This is a genomic window from Bacillus sp. 1NLA3E (genome assembly GCF_000242895.2).
Taxonomy (GTDB): Bacteria; Bacillota; Bacilli; order Bacillales; family Cytobacillaceae; genus Bacillus_BU.
In genome coordinates, this window is sequence record NC_021171.1 from 2,692,652 (window position 1) to 2,711,606 (window position 18,955).

Consider the following 18,955-nt stretch of genomic DNA (forward strand, 5'->3'; position numbering starts at 1 on the left):
GTAAAATGCAACAACAACCTATCTTATCAATTGTTGTTCCCTGTTATAACGAGGAGGAAGTCTTTAGCGAAACTGCAAGCCAGTTAACCGAATGTCTTTCTTCATTAATAAAAGAAAAATTGGTCTCAACTGAAAGCTACCTACTTTTTGTTGATGATGGTAGCCGCGACAAAACCTGGGAACTCATCCAATTGGAGAGCACAAGAAATCCATATGTTTCAGGCTTAAAATTGGCTCGTAATTTTGGACATCAAAAAGCGTTAATAGCAGGACTTGAATCTGCCAAGGAAAATGCTGACTGCGTCGTTTCGATTGATGCAGACCTTCAAGATGACATTTCGGTTATTCGCGAATTTGTGGTCCAATTCTGGCAGGGTTTCGAGATTGTCTATGGAGTACGGCAAAGTCGGGATAATGATACAGTCTTTAAACGAGCAACCGCACAGTCCTTTTACCGTTTCATGCAAAAGATCGGAATTAATTTAGTCTATAATCATGCCGATTTCCGGTTAATGAGCAAAAGAGCCCTTGAAGAGCTTTCCAGATTTAGTGAAACAAATATGTTTTTACGAGGAATTGTTCCACTACTTGGTTTTAATACCACCCAGGTTTTATATGACCGCAAGGAACGTTTTGCGGGTGAATCAAAATACCCTTTGAAAAAAATGCTATCTTTTGCCTTTGACGGGATTACCTCCTTTAGTGTGAGCCCGATTCGGTTTATTACCTTAATTGGGTTCCTGGCCTTTTTTATTAGTGGGGCTGCTGGTAGTTATGCACTCATTGAAAAACTCATGGGACATACCGAATCAGGCTGGACGTCAATCATGACCTCATTGTGGCTTATCGGAGGATTACTCTTAATGAGTGTTGGACTTATTGGAGAATATATTGGTAAAATATATGAAGAAGTCAAACGTCGTCCACGTTATACAGTTGAAACCGAAGTCATGGTCCGTAATCAAAAGCATCAAGTATTTACTTCTCAATTTAAACCCAAAAAAGGAGTGAATTAATTGCTCCATCCTTTTTTTCGATTTTTAATCGTTGGCCTGGTCAATACTATGGTTGGGCTTTCTAGCATGTACATCCTTCTTCATGCTGCCGGGCTGAGTTACTGGCTTTCTACCTTTATTGGTAATTCCATTGGGGCGGTAGTCAGTTATTTTCTTAACAAAACTTTTACCTTTAAGAGCAACGCTCCTGTCGGTAAGAGCGCTCTCCGGTTTATGATCGTCATCTTAGTTTGCTATTTTATATCGTATTATTTAGGTAAACAATTTACAAACTGGGCATTGGATCAAGTTTCCTTTATTTCTAGTTCGTTTAAAACCGATATTGCGGTATTGTTTGGTACAGGCCTTTACACAATTTCCAATTATTTTGGTCAAAAAGTCTTTGTATTTTCTAAATAAATCAATCCTAAAAAAGGAGCCACGGGGGTATTAAATTCCTAGTGGCTCCTTAAATTAGAACTGATTGTATTAATTTACTGGAGCAGTTCTCTCCGTTTTCCTTGATAGTACTAAATAAATAAACCCCGCACTTACTAATGCCAACGCCCCGTTAAAATAAAACGATGATGCAGCACCAAAATGGTCCCAGATAAATCCGGTTAATACAGAAGCTGGCAGTAAACCTATACCCGTAATCATTGCGTACAATCCCATCAAAGTCCCTTTTAGATGACTTGGTGCACAATCAGCAACTAACGCTTTTTCCACCCCTTTGGTCATTCCTGTATATATTCCATACAAAGCAAACAATAACCAGATCCATCTTGCAGAGTGAATCATGGCAAAGGCTAAATAGATGAAGCCATATAATATATAACCCCCAACAAGCAAGTTTTTTCGTCCTATTTTATCTGATAAAAATCCGATAGGGTATGAAAGAATAGACGTGGACAGGTGGTAGACTAAATATAAAAGAAGAATCTTATCCGTAGTTATCCCAATATCTGATGCACGAAGAATTAGGAACTGGTTAGAGGAATTGGCAATCGTAAACAAAAGGATGACGAGTAACAGCTGCTTGAGCTGTTTATCTAAACCTCGCAGGTTTAATCGGAATGATTTTGTATGACTTAAAGTGATTCCTTTAGGATCTTTGATAAAAAACAATAAGAGAAATCCAATCAAGACAGGAATAATAGAATATAGAAAGACGGTTGAATATTGCTTACCTCCGATGAAAATTAAACCAAAAGCAACAGCCACCCCAATTGCAGACCCAAGCATATCCATCGTTTGTTGAATTCCAAAAGATCGACCATGGTTCTCCTTCCCCCCTGCTTCAATAATTAACGCATCACGAGGAGCAGTCCGAATCCCTTTACCTACCCTGTCAGCTATTCGCCAAAGAGAAACCCCAACCCATGACTGGGAGAAAATGAGTAAAAGTCTTCCAACTGCCGAAAAACCGTACCCATATATAGCAAGCCTTTTTCTATTTTTCATGCGATCGGAAAAATAGCCAGTTACAAACTTTAATATACTGGTAATACTCTCGGCAACCCCTTCGATCACTCCAATAATCAATGGTGTGGTTCCCACCGAAACTAGAAACAGTGGGACAAGCGGATAAACCATGTAGGTTCCTAAATCAGTAAAAAAACTAACCATCGCCACAATTTTTAGGTTTCTCATATTCTCCCCCTCGTGCTTTTTTTGAATGCTTTTTAACCTTGAGCTACTTATTGTTATTGAGTTGTTTTCTATTTTTTAAATTTGAGATAAAGTCATAGGTGCGCTTTACAGAAAAACCGAGAGACAGCCAAATGATCATTAGACTCACTAGCCCTCCTAATAAGGGGAAATTCATGAACGAAACTAGGACAAATGCAGCTGTTAGTAACAAAAGCCACTCAGGCTTTTCAGACATACTTGCCATTCTGTCTACTAAAAATTTGCTGATGGTCGCCATCCCCATGAAAAAAGAGATGAGGACTCCTAACAGTAAAATAACCACAATCGGAATGCCAATAATCGTTATCGATAACAATGTAATGAATGCACAGATTCCCAGAAAGGCAACTGCACCTGTAAGAACCAACTTTCCAGGCTGAACTTTCAAATACCCGGTTGCACTCTTTATCCTCTTCTTAAAAATTACCCCAGATAATACTGTAATGGTTATGAGCAGAATACTCCCAGCAACCTTTAGGAGCCAGCTTCCCAAAAATAGCGACCATCCAAGAAATAGACTATTTTTCGTCTCATTGTTTAGATTTAAGGACAACACTTGTTCAGTTACCCGAGCACCTTTTTGTTGTTCTACATCCCCTCCAATGACAACAACCGGTCCTTTGATATGTGCTTTGTTATTAATCTTCAAATTTCCATTCACAACGATTACTGCAATCGTCACTGAACCTTTAATCACAACATCGTTCCCAACGACGATTACGCTTTCAACACTTTGTTGCTCTGGTATCGTAGTCTGCTTCTTGGCTAATATATGGTTTTCCTTCGCCATAGCAGGGGGAGCAACAATAAAAAAGATTAAAATAATCGTAAAAACACAATATAATCGCGCTACTTTCAAAACTCTCAACTCCTTACCCTGTTGTATTTGTTTCAAGCAAATAGCGGATTGACCAACCTGAAATGGCAATAATTATTAGGGAAGTAATGATGAATACCCCAAATATAGATGGGATCGAAGAGCTAATTGCAACTAATGCATGGACTACACTGAGAGCCATTTTTACAAAAGCAGTAGCTAGCTTCATACCGATAAATAGGAAATGTCCCATTTTAAGGAAAACAACCCCAAATATGAATGCAATTGCAAAAGTACTTCCCAAAAGAAGCGGTCGAAACACGTTGCGTTTCTTCCAGGAAAGATCAGCTATTTCCTTCATGACAGACTGTTCAAACTGTTCATCAGGTGCCTCTACAAAATGAAATAGTGCCATGATTTCCTTTTTCATGAACATTAGATGATCCAATTCATGTTTACACTCCTCACAAAGTGCAACATGATGATCGATTATTGAAGTTTCTTCCGAATCAAGTTCGTCGTCAACATAAGCAGATAATAATGATTTAACATGGTCATGCATTTCAGTCCCCCCTTACCAGTTCTTTTTTTAATAATTCCCTTGCTGCACTTAATCGAGATTTTACCGTTCCAAGGGGAATATGAAGGATTTCAGCCATTTCATTATAGGAGTACCCTTCTACCTCCCTTAATACCAGAACAGTCCGATATTCTACTGAAAGCTCTTGCATAGCTTCCTGTAACGTCATCCTCATTTGGGATTGATTATGAGAAGAATACGTACTTAATAATAGGTCTTTTTCACCATTCCCAAACGGTACGGTTTTTTCCTTTTTCTTTATCCTGTCATAACATAAATTTGAGACGATCCGGGTTAGCCAAGAAACAAACCCATATTCATTATTTAATTTTGAAATCGAGAAGTAAGCTTTTACAAAGGCTTCTTGTGAAATATCTTCTGCTTCCATGCGATCATTTACCATCGCAAAAGCATGGCGAAACACTTGCCTTTTGTAGCGGGTGACCAGTGATGAGAAGGCTTCTTCGTTTCCACGTTTTGCTTCTATAATTAATTGATACAGTAATTCATCCACACTTTATGAGCCCTCCCGTACCAACGAAACAACAAATTGAAAAGGTATCTAGGTCAATCTGTATAAAAAGACCTCAATTTTTTGCTAATTGTTCGTTCGTTATAAAATTTTTGTGAATTTTTCTCTGATCTTAATTATTTAAAAATAATTACTTTCTCTTTTTTTTAAAGGTAATTATCAAATACACAAAGACGAGGACACCTAAAATGCAGTAAATGATATTCGAATAAATACCCATATAATATAGAACCTTGTCCCATGACTTCCCTAACAAAGCACCAGCAGTAACAAGGATTAAATTCCAAATTAAGGTCCCAACCGTGGTAAAAAACAAAAAGAGTAGAAATTTCATATTCGACATCCCTGCTGGAATGGAGATTATACTTCTTACCAATGGAATCATCCGGCAAAAAAGAACGGTCCAGTAGCCACGTCTATCAAACCAATCATCTGCTTTGAGAATATCTTTCTGCTTGATTCTAAGATACTTTCCCCATTTATCAATGATTTTCAACAATCTCTCAACATCAATAAGCAATCCGACCCCATACAAAATGACCGCTCCTAAAACAGAACCACCTGTTGCAGCAAAAATGACTCCTAAGATGTTCATATCTGAATAAGTGGTCATAAATCCTCCGAACGTTAGAATTAACTCCGAAGGAATCGGCGGAAAGACATTTTCTAAGAACATTAATAAAAATATACCCAAATATCCAAATTGTTCCATGAAATGGGTAATCCAGCTTTCCATGGTACGCCTCCAAAATTATTATTACTTACCTTGTGTTATTACCTAAATATTCCAGAACTATATAACCTAATTATATCAAACTATTGAAATTCAATTTAGAAATTTGCATTATCCAATCGTTTAAAATATAATCATGGTCGATACTTTTTATTGTAAAAAGATATGGAAATCACTTAAATGTGGGACAATAGTTTATAATTGATATACCACAATACATAGGAGGATGAATTATGACTGATTCCAATCAGCAAGATCAAACCGAAACACCAAAAAAGAAAATGAGCCTACAAGAAGCAATTAAACAACAGCTTGAAAATAAGAAAAATCAAACATCAAATAACAAATCTTTCTCGAATGGATCCACCGCAACCAAAAAATTGAAAAGCCAACAAACAAAAAAGGCAAATAACCAGGCTAGAAGAACGGGTGTATAATGAACGGACAAAATAGAAAAGACATTACTCCTGGGACTGCCGTTGAAATTGTCTTAAAATCAGATCAAAAAACCGGCAAACTAACGAGTGGTGTAGTGAAAGATATTCTAACCAACTCTAGTACACACCCCCATGGAATAAAAGTAAGACTAACGGATGGACAAGTTGGACGAGTCCAGATAATACGCGGGAAATAAGATTGTCCCAAATATTACTATAGGCCGGGTTAAAGATCAATGTTGATTTTTTGCACCATGTTGATTGGAGTGGAAGGCGCGAAGACTCCTGCGGGAGCAGCGGGAAAGGTGAGACCCCGCAGGCGCTTAAGCGCCGAGGAGGCTCACCGCCCGCCCCGCGGAAAGCGAAGCGCCTGGAGCGGAAATCAACATTCTAGTTTAACAGCCCCTTGATATAAAAAAGCATTCAAGGAATTCACCTCGAATGCTTTTTTGTGTATTAATTAATTAATGCCTGCAATGGAGCCGGTATTCGACCGCCTCGACGGATAAATTTTTCTGAGCTGAATGGATTGACACCCATTACTGGTGCACGGCCTAGTAACCCACCGAATTCTACTAAATCCCCTTCTATTTTACCCGGGACAGGGATAACCCGAACTGCGGTTGTCTTTTTGTTAATCATCCCAATTGCTGCTTCATCGGCAATGATCGCTGATAAGGTAGATGGAGTTACATCTCCTGTAATGGCTATCATATCGAGACCGACCGAGCAGACGCATGTCATCGCTTCTAATTTGGAAAGTGTTAATGATTTATCGAGAATACCACGAATCATTCCGTTATCTTCACTAACGGGGATGAACGCGCCACTTAGGCCACCGACGTATGAACTAGCCATAGCCCCACCCTTTTTCACGGCGTCATTCATAAGGGCGAGTGCGGCAATTGTTCCATGTGTACCCACACGCTCGAGACCGATTTCTTCAAGAATTTCAGCAACACTGTCGTTTATCGCATTAGTTGGTGCAAGCGACAAATCCATAATTCCAAATGGAACACCAAGTCGCTCCGCTACCACTCGACCAATTAATTCACCAGCACGAGTAATTTTAAAAGCTGTTTTCTTGATGACTTCTGATACTTCGCCAAGGTCCGCCTCAGGATGACGTTTAAGTGCATTCAAGACAACGCCTGGACCGCTTACGCCAACATTAAGAACAACTTCCCCTTCACCTGATCCGTGAAAAGCACCAGCCATAAATGGGTTGTCCTCCACAGGATTACAAAACACCACAAGCTTTGCGCAGGCTAGACCATTTTGGTCTTTTGTACGTTCGGCCGCTTCTTTAATAATCACACCAAGTTTACTAACTGCATCCATATTAATACCTGTTCTTGTTGTAGCAACTGAAACAGACGCACATACTCGCTCGGTTACACTTAATGCCTCTGGTAATGCATCGAGCAAGGTTTGGTCCCCTTTTGCAATTCCTTTATGTACGAGAGCAGAATATCCTCCGATAAAATCAATTCCTAGTATTACGGCTGCTCGATCTAGCGTTTTTGCTAATATGATTGCTTGGTCTTTAGTTGCATTACCAAGAATTTCGGCAATGGGAGTGATCGAAATGCGTTTATTGATGATTGGAATCCCGAACTCTTTTTCAACTTCTTCGGCTACTTCTTTTAACCGACTAGCATAGTTCACTATTTTATCGTAGACTCGGTCATTCATTTTTTCAAAATCAGAGTCAGCACAATCATGAAGATTAATCCCCATTGTTACGGTCCGAATGTCCAAGTTTTCCATTTGGACCATGCGGATCGTTTCCATCATTTCTTGAATAGCAATATTCATTTGTTAATCCCCCTTTAAATCCGGTGCATGGCTTGGAAAATTTCTTCAAGCTGTATATTTATTTTAAGGCTAAGTTCCTCACTAACTTCATCAAAATGTTTTTGTAAAACATCTAAATTTTCAGTTCCAGATACATCTACAATCATCATCATTGTAAAAAAGTCCTGTAGTATCGTCTGGCTAATATCAAGAATGTTGATGCTATTCTCTGACAGGATGTTGGTCACCTTGGCGATAATGCCCACTTGATCTTTTCCAACTACACTTACAACTGCACGTCTTTTGTTCATGATTTTCACCTCATTAGTATTTTTAAAAAAATAGCTCTGTTAAACTAGGCTGTTGATTTCCGCTCCAGTCACTTCGCTTTCCGCGGGGCGGGCGGTGAGCCTCCTCGGCGCTTAAGCGCCTGTGGGGTCTCACCTGTCCCGCTGCTCCCGCAGGAGTCTTCGTGCCTTCCACTACAATCAACTTTGTGCAAAAAATCAACATTGAGCTTTAACACAATAAAAAAAAGATTGGATTTCTCCAATCTTGGTAGGTAGTAGAATAACATACAAAAATATGTATTAGTTACTCTTCTGTCCTTTTGCCTGAGATTGTGAATCCTTCGGCGCCACGCAATTGGCGGTCTCTCCAGAAGCTGCTCCTGTAATAGTGTTACCCATAACATTCATCGCTTTCGATATATTTAAATAATAAAGTGATACTATCAATTATTTATGGACACGTCAATAGAGGATTTAGAATTTATTACAAAATTTAATATTTATCTATTATTAGGTCCTTGAGACTTAAAATCATTCCGCTTTTTTGAAGGGCGAGAAATCTGAGACTTTACCTCATTTCGGCCTCTTGATGGACTGGAACCAGCAGACTTGACCTCGTTCCGACTCCTCTGTGGACGGGAATCAGCAGACTTGACCTCGTTCCGGCTCCTCTGTGGACGGGAATCAGCAGACTTGACTTCGTTCCGGCTTCTCTGTGGACGGGAATCAGCAGACTTGGCTTCGTTCCGGCTCCTCTGTGGACGGGCACCTTCATTTCGATTTCTTGCTGGACGCGCGCCTTCGGACCTAACTTCATTTCGGTCTCTTGGTTGGCGTGGAACCTCGGACTTTTTACCTTTAACTTCTGTTCTGCTTCGTGAATCTTTTAACAAATTACCTCTTCGATCTCTTGTGATGTTAGGATCCTCAAACTTATTACTACGCTTATCTCCTTGTCTTCGGGGACCTTCAGTACGTCCTGATCTTCCCTTTCGATTGCCCCGTCTCTCCATTTGGCTTGAGGAAGAGCGATTCGGACGATCCACAGTTTCATCATCTGTCTTTTCCATATTACCAAGATTTTGTTTTTCAATTGATAAATTGAGTTCTTTTTCGATCAAATCAAGAAGCGGGCGATCCTTAGAAGCATATAATGTGATTGCCATGCCGGTCATACCTGCTCTACCTGTTCTACCAATTCGGTGAATATAGCTTTCTGAATCAAGAGGAATATCATAGTTGTATACATGGGTAACCCCTTCAACATCAAGCCCTCTAGCAGCAACATCTGTAGCAATCAGCAATTGCACCTCAGCATCTCTAAATCGTTTCATAACCTGTTCTCTTTTAGCTTGTGACAGATCTCCATGTAACTCATCGCATTTATACCCATGTGATCTAAGTGCTTCATAAAGCTTGCTTACTCTTCGTTTCGTTCGGCAAAAAATAACAGCTAAGAATGGTCGATGTGCTTCAATTAGTCCGATCAGCGTTGCTTGTTTGGCTCTGTCCACAGTATGAATCGCCAATTGATTAACCGTTTGAGCGGGTCCCTGTGTTTTTTCTACTTGGATATATTTTGGTTCCCGCATATGTTTGCGAGCAAGGGTCCTAATTTCAGGAGGCATTGTCGCAGAGAATAACATGGTTTGTCGACTTGCTGGTGTTTGATCAATGATTTCCTCTACTTCGTTCAAAAAGCCAATTTGTAGCATTTGATCTGCTTCATCAAGGACAAGAGAGGAGATTTCCGATAAGTTAACAGTTCCTCTTCTTATGTGATCTAATAATCGTCCCGGTGTGCTGACAACAATTTGAACATTTTTCTTCAATTTTTTTAACTGTTTATCAACATCTTGCCCCCCATAAACAGCCAACACATCTATTCCTGGTAAATCATTGATTAGTTTTTTAAACTCACCGGTAATTTGCAAGGCTAATTCTCTTGTTGGAGTTACGATGAGTGCCTGAACATGTGATGCTTCAGGATCTAAGTGCTCGAGGATTGGCAAAATAAACGCAAATGTTTTACCTGTCCCAGTTTGTGCTTGAGCAATAATATCGTTTCCTTTCATGACATAAGGAATAGCTTGTTCTTGTATTGGAGTCGGTGTGACAACACCAGATTCCTGTAATTTTTCCACTAACATTTCTGATATACCCATTGATAAAAAATCAGGCAAACATAATCCCTACTTTCTTCTTTTACGTATCACCATACTGATAAGAACTTATCGTATTAATATTGAGTGTTTATCAACGAAATAGCAAATATTCTTTTGATGCTAAGAAATATTTATTCTTGTCCACCTCTTCTTTTTCAAAAAAACAGTGGGGGAGTCTCGTATAGAGTACTAGTCACCCCTAATAGTATCAACAAACAGCGTATGATTATTTAAAGCTTCTTGCACCACAAAAATGGACGACAGCTAAACGCTGTCGCCCATTCCATCCATAAAATTATTTTGCGACCGGAAGTGGTTTTTTTAACCACTCAGTATAAAACGTATCGATATCTGGTTCAAAATCCTTCAAGATTGGATACCAAGGTGTAACTGCTTCCACCTCAAGCTGAGCGGCACATTCCGGACAATAGTACTCTCGAATTACTTGCCACTCTGGATCTGGAGCCAGCATTTTCGGATAAAGGTCCGAAAGTTTTTCTTGAGTATCGCGAACATTGATAAGAGAATGAAGCTTCCAATTGTCGCTTGCCTGACAGAACTCATGGCCACAGTCACATTTTACGATTCGGTCCCCGTTCGCCTTCTGAACAATATATAAATGAAGTCCAGCCGGGAGCAAAATTGGGTCCTTCCACGCAACTCTTTCTTGGAGTATGCTGACATATTTTTCAAAGCGGTCAGCATCTTTAAAGCTTGAGAGCATTTCTTTTAGCTTATAGAAATCGATCGTCCCATCTATTAATTCTTCAATCGTTTTGCGATCATATTGTGTCATGTTTTCACCCCACCCCATTTAGTATAATTATTGATTATGGTTAATTTTTGCTCCAAATATAGGTACACCTAACTCAGCTTCCGTCATTTTCCATTCTTTTGGTAAATCCCAGAATTCTTTAAACTCCGCAGCAAAGGTTTCGCTTAAGGCAAAACTGCTTGCATACATATGTCGTACTTGGACTGCTGCTTCTTTGTTAATAATCGTTTGGCGCTCTTGTTTCATCCACTCAGAAACTGGAACACCACGTTTCAACCGTGCTCTTTTAATTTGATTACGGCGTTCCTCAGTCGCTTTTTCATCAACGATAAAATTACCCTTTTGTGACTCGTTGATCACCGCTCCATATACCTTCTCAGCAAAACGCGGAAGAAGATGGCCGTCATTCAAATCTTCTTCGATGCTTTTTGGGCTACGCTCAAGTGGATCCCCGAATCCTGGACCCCCACGAAGGTAGTTCAAATACAGATCATAGTTTTCAAATATCGTTTCGGTTGTAATCGATTGTTTATCACGAATAATCTCTGTAGCATCAACTAATTGCTCATATTCCGGATTATCAGGATCAGTGTCTCCACCAGTCGGGATTGGTAGTTTCTTGTCAATACGATCCTTCAAATTTGTTCCATGTGCTTCAAAGCGATAGCCTGATGCGGCTGGATAACCACCCATTAGTCCACAGTCACTCGACATGTAGCCGTTGCCCATAAAGAACATCGTCCAATCCTTCGCACCGTAAACCATTCGTAATGTTTCGTATCCACTTCCACCACGATATTTTCCGTAACCAGCCGTGTTTGGTTTAATGCTACGTCCTAGATATAAGAGGGGCTCCGCCAGCTCCCAAATTTCCATATCACCCATATCACCTTCTGGGTTCCAGATCGCAGCTGCATGGCTAATACCGTCTCGAACCGCACTTGCTCCAATTCCTTCAGCTGCTGATTCAAAACTATTCACGGCGTGATTTTCGCCGAACTGGTTCACACCGCCCCCTTGGAGCCAGTTAGAGGTGTTGGCATTACCTGCGTTTACCTCCTCGAGATAACCACGTGCGAAATAGTTTCGGCTAAGTGCCCGCCATAACGGGCTCCATGCCGAGACCAGGAAATGCCATGCATAGCTATGTGCTGTCCTAATATCGTCTGGGTTCAGCCAAGAGCCATATGGGAGATCAAAATGGCTCGCGTAGAGTGCCCCGTCATTTACCCGGTCATTTGGGATTAAGGTTTGGGACATCATTACCCAGATTCCACTCGTAATCGCAACAGGTGTAGCGTTATAGCTATGCCACCCCCATCTGTTAACCCCTTCAAAATTTATTTGGAACTTACCATCCTTATGGACGGTCATCTCGGTCGGTGCATGCATGATTGTGTTCACTCTAGCGTAGGGTGGAACATCCAAATCTTTGTAAGGAACGTCAACAAAGGAAACTTGGCGGTATTTTCCAGGAATCAACATGCTTTTTACCTGATTAACAAAACCGCGGCGTCCGTCCTCAATGACTTCTCTAATAAAATGTTTATAAGTATCGATTCCTTCCTCTTTGACAATATTTAGCACAAGGTCTCGAATCATGTGACACCCTGCAATACGTGTCCGTTCATCTAATAACCAATACTTAGTAGTCCGAACAGAGCGTTGGCTTTCAATGACCCAATCCTTTAATAACGTATCGCTTTTCCCAATCTTACGACAGGCCACTTGGTAGCCGTCGTCATAACGAGAAACTGGGCCCACTGTCATACTACCTGGCGCTGTTGCTCCCACATCGATTACATGGGTTACCCCACCGACCCATCCAATAACCTCTTCATTGTGAAAAATTGGAACGATGGTATGGACATCACAAGGATGAACATTGCCAATTTGACAGTCATTGTTACAGAAAATATCTCCGTCCTCAATTCCCGGGTTTGATTCATAATCATTTTTTATCATGTATTTTATCGCTGAACCCATCGTCCCAACGTGAATGATAATTCCAGTGGAAGTTACAACGGAATCAGCTTCTGGTGTATAAAGAGTGAAGCATAATTCTCCTTCCTGCTCAACAATTGGAGATGCTGCAACCTTTTTTGCTGTTTCCCGTGCATGTACGACCCCGCCCCGCAATTTTGAGAAGATTTTTTCGTAGCGAATCGGATCGGTTTCTTTTAATGGTAATGTTCTTAACCCGGCATAATGTCCAGTTTCTCGACTAACTTCATCGACTTCAGTGCGCATTTGCTGAAGTGTTTTCCCATCCCAGCCTATATTTTTCTGGCTTTGTAGACCCTTTTCAGTTCGATTCATACAAAAACCCCCCTTTATCCTTAAAATTCTTTTAAATGGAAAATTCTATGTTCATCAAGATAAGCTTCAAAACCTGGTGGAATGACAAAGGTAGTCGCAGGAGATTCGAGAATTGAAAATGCCCCAATCTTGTTACCAGGATTTAGTTTTTCCATCTCCCAAATATTTGCCTTAATCCATTCGCCTTTCCAATAAACGTTTCGCTTTCCAAGGAATGCATCTCCTGCCGGTTTTTCTCCTAGCAGTGGTTCTTCAGGAATTCGCGGTTTTGCGACATCCACAATACCCCGAATGATGGCACCGGTAATACTGTACCCCAGCTCTGGTGATTTTGCGGCTTTCGCATAAATTCTCGTGTAAGTATCCTCAAAAGCTTCTACAAGATTTTCCCAATCAAGAACACTTTTAAAGGATTTAATTGGCGCTTCTATTTCTAGGTCATTCAATTGACCCTGGTATTGCATGCGGAAATAAAGTCTAAAATCAACATCTTTTCTATCAAACTTATTTTTTTCAAATTCTGCTGCTACTTTTTCCATCAACTCATCCCATGCACCTTGCAATTCTTTGCCGGCCATTAGCTTAATGTCATCTCCTGCAATTTGGTCCACATTGATATCGAGAGTCTTATCGTAGCGATATTCAAAGTCTGCTGCACCACAACCAAACGCAGAAAATCCAGCTGCCCAAGCGGGGACTAACACTTCTTCAAAACCAAGACCCTTTGTATAGCCTGCAGTGTGAAGCGGACCTCCTCCACCGTAAGAAAAACAAACATATTGTGAAGGGGAATAACCTTTCCCTAAAATCATTGACTCTAAGTAGTTACGTAATTGGCTCTCTAGCAAGTCGATTACACCATAGGCCGCATCTTCAATACTTAACCCAAGTGGGTCGGCGATTTGTTTTTTTACTGCTTCATAGGCACGTACTGGGTCAAGTTTTACCTCCCCACCGAGGAAATTATCGGGGTTGATCAAACCGAGAACAACATGACAGTCCGAGACCGTAACAGTTTCTACGCCACCTTCAGGGTAGCAGACACCCACTTTTGATCCGGCACTATCAGGCCCAAGCGTTAAAGACTTAAAGTTCGGATCGATTCTAACGTAACTCCCAGCCCCTGCACCAACTGTATCCATGGCAACAAGTGGTAATGATAATACTAATCTAGCCATGTCAGGACTCGTATTTATACTTAAATCACCCTGGGTAATAAGTGCCATATCAAAACTAGTACCCCCGATATCTGAACAAGCTATATTTGGAATACCAAGAGCTTCGCCAAGATATTTTGCTCCAACCACACCGCCAATCGGCCCTGAAACCAGCGTTCGAGCCAACTCATTTGCCTGGGTGCTAATTGTTCCTCCGTGGCTTGCCATGACTCTTAGGTCAAAGGTCGTACCATGTTCCCTTAGCATATCGTCGATTTTATTCAGCGTCTCGCGGGACGGGTCAGCGGCATAGGCTTCGATAATCGTTGTATTTGTCCGATGAGTCTCTTTTCTTACTGGGTAATAATCAACCGATGCAAAAGTAGGAATATCCTTCCCTGCCTTTTTCAACGTAGCAATGGCAATATCTCTAATTTTTCGTTCGTGTGCAGGATATTTATAAGAATGAAGCAGGCTGATAACGATTGCCTCAACATTCTGTTCCAATAATTCTTGAACTGCTCCTTCTACTTCATGCTCATAAAGCGGAATGACAACGTTTCCAAAAATATCGACCCTTTCAGTAATACCTTTTGTTAATTCCCTCGGAACCAGCGGCGGATCATAGCGATGTGTGTTTAAGTGTAAACGGTCTGAATAGGAATAGCCGAGGTATGCTTGGATTGCGCGACCCATACGGTGGAAGTCTTCCATCCCTTTATTGACAATTAATCCAACCTTACGTCCCTTTCTTGAGACAAGACGATTTAGCATAGCCGTACCGGAGTAAACACCAGCCAGTAACTTTGGAAATTCAGCTTCTACTGTTGTCTCCCAGTATGTAAGTGCATCCCGAGCTGAGTTAAGAAGGCCAATTGATTCGTCTTCAGGTGTTGATTGCGCTTTTCCAACAACGAAATCACCATTATCATCAATAATGAAGGTATCTGTCATCGTCCCTCCAGCATCGATGGCAAGTATTTGTGCTTTCCTAGTTGTCATTGTGTCCATACTTTTCTCCCCTTTCTTTCATCAGAAACTTTTAAACATTTACACAAATTTATAATGCAATTTCTGTGCCAAGTCTTGAACCTTTAAAAACGTTAAGTTTAAAAGGAATTCTAAAAGATTAAACAAAGACATGGAGCGAATCGCAACAACTGTAGCGCGACAATTGAATCATGAAACACTCTAAAAGAGTAATAAAAGGATAATCGTCCGATTTCCCTTTTAACCGATGATGATATAATATTCTTAATATTCTAATAATTATTAAGGGGGCAGTGATGGGAAACAATTTTATATCTATCTTCTCAACCCGAAATTTACCTGATAGAACTAGGGAATTAGCAACTTTATGGGAGAATTTTGTTTCAAAAGCGTGGGGGGAGGTCAGCCCTAATAAAATAAGAAAAAATGTTTTAGAATCATGGAAGCGTTGTCAGGAAATCAACGTTAATCCTAGTCAACTCCAAACAAATACATTTTTAACAGATATGGGGTTGAAACAGGTATTAGAAAAATCAGAACTCTACAAAATTTCGAAGCCAATTATTGATGATTTTTATCAAAAGATGTTTGGAACTGGATATCTCATCACCCTAACAAACCGTAACGGTTATATTATTTATTTAAAAGGTGAAAAACAGGAGTGGCGGGAAGCCGAGAAAATGAATTTTATACCGGGTATGGACTGGAGCGAAAAGAGCGCCGGGACAAACGCAATTGGAACAAGTCTTGCTACTAGGACTCCCATTCAAATATTCTCTGCAGAACATTTTTGTCTAGGCTGTCACCCATGGACATGTTCATCCGCACCAATCACTCACCCCTTTACAAAAGAAATGATTGGAGCGGTAGATTTTACGGGATTTTGGGGCAACGCCCAGCCTCATACATTAGGATTAGCGGTATCTCTCGCCCAAATAATAGAAAAACAATTCGCTGAGATTTATATGAAGGTTAATTACTATTTAACCGAATCTTTTTTCCAATCTGTAAATAAATGGAAAAAAGATCATGTTCTTGTTCTTAACCATACCTTTTTCACTGTAAAAAGTAGTGAATTATTAGCTAGGTATTTCAAACTTACACCTGGTACAGATTTGCGATTAAATCTAAGTTTCCATTCTTTAATAAATGAACTAAATCAGGCCCTGCCTGGAAAAGATGAAGTTTATCCAGCCATTGAAATCAATATTGGTGATTTCCAAGTTCACTCAATCGAAAAACTCCATTATATGGAAAACCTTGTTGGATATCGGGTGATATTTATTGATAAAAACAAAAAAGCACTCCGCTCTACATCTCGTCTTAGATTAAAGGATGGATCGTGGGAGGATGTAATTGGAGTTTCAGAGGGATTCTTAGATACATTGTACAAATGCCAAAAAGCCGCTATGTCAAACGTACCGATATTGCTTTTGGGGGAAAGTGGTACTGGAAAAGAGAAAATCGCTCAGTCTATACATAAATCAAGTCACAGATGCGATCAACCTTTTTTAGCAATCAACTGCGGAGCCATCCAAAAGGAACTGATTGGAAGCGAATTATTTGGTTATGATAGAGGAGCTTTCACAGGTGCTTCAAAGGAAGGGAAAAAGGGGAAATTTGAAGAAGCACATGGAGGAACCTTATTTTTAGATGAAATTGGGGAGATGCCACTTGAATTACAAGTACACCTTCTAAGAGTCCTGCAAGAAAAAGAAATTACAAGAATTGGCTCCTCCAAACCGATTTCAGTGAACGTAAGAATCATTGCAGCTACGAATAAGAATTTATACGACCTTTGTAACAAAGGGCTTTTTCGCCAGGATTTATTTTTCAGGCTTAATGTGGTAAGTGTCAATATTCCTCCTCTTCGTGAACGAAAAGATGACCTTACTTTGATAGTCGAATATTTTTTAAAGCAATTAACCAATAAATACGAGAAAGAGCAGCTTTCACTATCAGAAGATATCTTTAAATATTTTTTAGAGTATCCCTGGCCTGGTAACATTAGAGAGTTACAAAATGTGTTGGAACATGCCGTCATTTTCAGCGATTCTTCCCTCATTACCTTTGAAGACTTACCTGCATACTTAATTGAGTATGGGATAAGTAACTCAAGTACAAATCAGAAGCCAAAACTATCGTTAATCCATGATGAAGAGCAGAAAGTGCTCATACGCCTTTTGGAGGAAACTAACTGGAACTTATCAGCTGTTGCAAAAAGATTGAATATTGCCAGATCTACTCTTTATAGAAGGCTGAAAAAATATCAGTTAGTCCAAAATAGAAGTTTAGAAAAGGGAAGTGTTTATTAAGAGCACGCTTGTAATAGTTCGACTTCATTTCGTTACAAATATTTAATATCCTGTTCATTTGTTCTTAAAACTCTTTCATTATAATTATCATTGTTAAATAAAAGTTGTTCGAGCTTACCTACTCTGGTTTTGAATTTTCCATTGAGTTGATTTTAAGGCTATGACCAAGTTCGAACAACGTCCAAAAAACTTTCCCTTACTATAAAGTGCCAGTGGGCACTCTTTTTGTTTGCGCATATTAAATAAAGCAGAGGGGAAATCCTCTGCTTACGAAAATATATTTTTTATGCTGGTAATTAGTTCTTTAAAGAAGGTTGCAACCTTTTGTAAAAACCCCTTATCTCCAATTGCTTGTTCGATTCTATTGGTGATATCCTTAGAAAGATTATCCAGCTGAGATTGGACATTATCAAAATTAATATTAAGGCCTCGCATTTTCTCAAACAAATCAATAAGAAGCTGGCGGTCCTGATCACTCAATTGGATTCCTAACTCTTTTAATTTATCATCAATAATTTTGGCAATATCTTCTTTTGAAGCTGGATTTTGATCGGCAATTTCCTTCTTAATTTCAGTGAGGAGCTCACTAACTTTATCCTTATCTAGGCCTTCTTTTTTCGCTAAATCCGTTGCTAAATTTAGCTCTTGATTAGCGACTTCAGTTCGATCTTTATTTAGTCCCGCTCCTTCACCTGCATCGTAGGCTTTATAAATTCCAACTAACGCAGAATGGCCGCTCACTTTTATTGGAGATGCCACTTCAACCACAGCATCATTAATCCCTGCAGTCAAAAGAGCATTTGCATACATCTCATCTGTAACTTCAGTAATATTTTCCGGCGTAACCTGCTTAATAACAAGTCCTTCCCCCGAATCTTTTCTCGTGATTTTGGCTGAAGAATACATATTAGAATTTCGATCACCTTTGATATATGTATAAATGTCTTCACCCGTAACTGTGATTTCTTTAACCTTACTAGGATCAGTAACACCAAGCAATGATCTGACTTCGTCCTTTTGGCTAGGAGATAACGCTGCTCCATATACCACAATTGGCAGTCCGTATTTTTCATTAATGCTTTCTTCACTACTACTATTATCTGATGCAAGGGCTTTGCTTCCTATGCTAAGAGTCAACGTTAACACTGCTGCCAAAGCTACCCACTTGATTATTTTCTTCATGATCATCAAAAATCTCCTTTTCTTTTGGTTGTACTTTTCGATAATAGCATATTTTTTCTCCAAATGCTTATTTATTCCAAACTTAAAACCAAGGAATAAGAACGGACTTTTTCTATTCCATTTTTCGTATGTTCTACATAAAAGAGTTAAATTTTAACAACATCTAATAAATCATTCAT

General features: G+C 39.7%; 17 protein-coding genes and 1 riboswitch. Of the genes, 5 read left to right on the plus strand and 12 right to left on the minus strand.

The window, feature by feature from the left end; genetic code table 11:
• Positions 1 to 5 precede the first annotated feature (5 nt).
• Both B1NLA3E_RS12750 and B1NLA3E_RS12755 read left to right on the plus strand, forming a co-directional pair.
• Positions 6 to 1,016, plus strand: coding sequence for a glycosyltransferase family 2 protein (locus B1NLA3E_RS12750; RefSeq protein ID WP_015594246.1), 1,011 nt, complete (start codon positions 6 to 8; stop codon positions 1,014 to 1,016).
• Positions 1,017 to 1,415 carry a GtrA family protein gene (locus B1NLA3E_RS12755; protein WP_015594247.1) on the plus strand — a complete coding sequence of 133 codons (399 nt, stop codon included), beginning with the start codon at positions 1,017 to 1,019 and terminating at the stop codon, positions 1,413 to 1,415.
• A gap of 69 nt (positions 1,416 to 1,484) precedes the next feature.
• Here the strand turns inward: B1NLA3E_RS12755 and B1NLA3E_RS12760 are convergent, their stop codons facing one another.
• From B1NLA3E_RS12760 to B1NLA3E_RS12780, 5 genes are all read right to left on the minus strand, one after another.
• Positions 1,485 to 2,648 (minus strand): MFS transporter, encoded by a 1,164-nt coding sequence (locus tag B1NLA3E_RS12760; RefSeq protein ID WP_015594248.1) that lies wholly within the window; start codon positions 2,646 to 2,648, stop codon positions 1,485 to 1,487.
• 43 nt (positions 2,649 to 2,691) lie between these two features.
• Complete coding sequence (locus B1NLA3E_RS12765) at positions 2,692 to 3,546, minus strand: hypothetical protein (RefSeq protein ID WP_051120153.1); 855 nt, start codon at positions 3,544 to 3,546, stop codon at positions 2,692 to 2,694.
• Between the two features lie 13 nt (positions 3,547 to 3,559).
• Entirely contained in the window at positions 3,560 to 4,066 is a 507-nt protein-coding gene (locus tag B1NLA3E_RS12770; protein WP_015594250.1) for an anti-sigma factor family protein, read from the minus strand.
• A gap of 1 nt (position 4,067) precedes the next feature.
• The gene (locus B1NLA3E_RS12775; RefSeq protein ID WP_015594251.1) at positions 4,068 to 4,598 is read right to left on the minus strand and encodes a sigma-70 family RNA polymerase sigma factor; all 531 of its coding nucleotides are present in this window, start codon (positions 4,596 to 4,598) and stop codon (positions 4,068 to 4,070) included.
• A 148-nt stretch (positions 4,599 to 4,746) separates the two neighbouring features.
• Positions 4,747 to 5,352, minus strand: coding sequence for a DedA family protein (locus B1NLA3E_RS12780; protein ID WP_015594252.1), 606 nt, complete (start codon positions 5,350 to 5,352; stop codon positions 4,747 to 4,749).
• 230 nt (positions 5,353 to 5,582) lie between these two features.
• Between B1NLA3E_RS12780 and B1NLA3E_RS12785 the strand changes: the two genes are divergently transcribed.
• Complete coding sequence (locus B1NLA3E_RS12785) at positions 5,583 to 5,786, plus strand: hypothetical protein (RefSeq protein WP_015594253.1); 204 nt, start codon at positions 5,583 to 5,585, stop codon at positions 5,784 to 5,786.
• Complete coding sequence (locus tag B1NLA3E_RS12790; RefSeq protein WP_015594254.1) at positions 5,786 to 5,983, plus strand: YwbE family protein; 198 nt, start codon at positions 5,786 to 5,788, stop codon at positions 5,981 to 5,983. Before B1NLA3E_RS12785 ends, B1NLA3E_RS12790 begins: the two co-directional genes overlap by 1 nt.
• A gap of 259 nt (positions 5,984 to 6,242) precedes the next feature.
• On the opposite strand, the gene B1NLA3E_RS12795 is transcribed toward B1NLA3E_RS12790, so the two are convergent.
• From B1NLA3E_RS12795 to B1NLA3E_RS12820, 6 genes are all read right to left on the minus strand, one after another.
• Positions 6,243 to 7,604 carry a PFL family protein gene (locus B1NLA3E_RS12795; protein WP_015594255.1) on the minus strand — a complete coding sequence of 454 codons (1,362 nt, stop codon included), beginning with the start codon at positions 7,602 to 7,604 and terminating at the stop codon, positions 6,243 to 6,245.
• Positions 7,605 to 7,618: 14 nt separating this feature from the next.
• Complete coding sequence (locus B1NLA3E_RS12800) at positions 7,619 to 7,894, minus strand: ACT domain-containing protein (protein ID WP_015594256.1); 276 nt, start codon at positions 7,892 to 7,894, stop codon at positions 7,619 to 7,621.
• A gap of 281 nt (positions 7,895 to 8,175) precedes the next feature.
• A riboswitch (glycine riboswitch) is annotated at positions 8,176 to 8,254 on the minus strand.
• A gap of 119 nt (positions 8,255 to 8,373) precedes the next feature.
• Positions 8,374 to 10,056, minus strand: a complete 1,683-nt coding sequence (locus B1NLA3E_RS12805; RefSeq protein ID WP_083935098.1) for a DEAD/DEAH box helicase — start codon at positions 10,054 to 10,056, stop codon at positions 8,374 to 8,376.
• Positions 10,057 to 10,333: 277 nt separating this feature from the next.
• Positions 10,334 to 10,834, minus strand: coding sequence for an acetone carboxylase subunit gamma (locus B1NLA3E_RS12810; RefSeq protein WP_015594258.1), 501 nt, complete (start codon positions 10,832 to 10,834; stop codon positions 10,334 to 10,336).
• Between the two features lie 27 nt (positions 10,835 to 10,861).
• Entirely contained in the window at positions 10,862 to 13,132 is a 2,271-nt protein-coding gene (locus tag B1NLA3E_RS12815; protein ID WP_015594259.1) for a hydantoinase B/oxoprolinase family protein, read from the minus strand.
• 20 nt (positions 13,133 to 13,152) lie between these two features.
• Complete coding sequence (locus B1NLA3E_RS12820) at positions 13,153 to 15,300, minus strand: hydantoinase/oxoprolinase family protein (protein ID WP_041580508.1); 2,148 nt, start codon at positions 15,298 to 15,300, stop codon at positions 13,153 to 13,155.
• 275 nt (positions 15,301 to 15,575) lie between these two features.
• On the opposite strand from B1NLA3E_RS12820, the gene B1NLA3E_RS12825 reads away from it, so the two are divergent.
• Entirely contained in the window at positions 15,576 to 17,594 is a 2,019-nt protein-coding gene (locus B1NLA3E_RS12825; RefSeq protein WP_015594261.1) for a sigma-54-dependent Fis family transcriptional regulator, read from the plus strand.
• A gap of 267 nt (positions 17,595 to 17,861) precedes the next feature.
• Here the strand turns inward: B1NLA3E_RS12825 and B1NLA3E_RS12830 are convergent, their stop codons facing one another.
• A complete protein-coding gene (locus B1NLA3E_RS12830; protein WP_041581076.1) occupies positions 17,862 to 18,776 on the minus strand; it encodes a DUF1002 domain-containing protein in 915 nt (304 codons plus the stop codon).
• Positions 18,777 to 18,955: the final 179 nt, after the last annotated feature.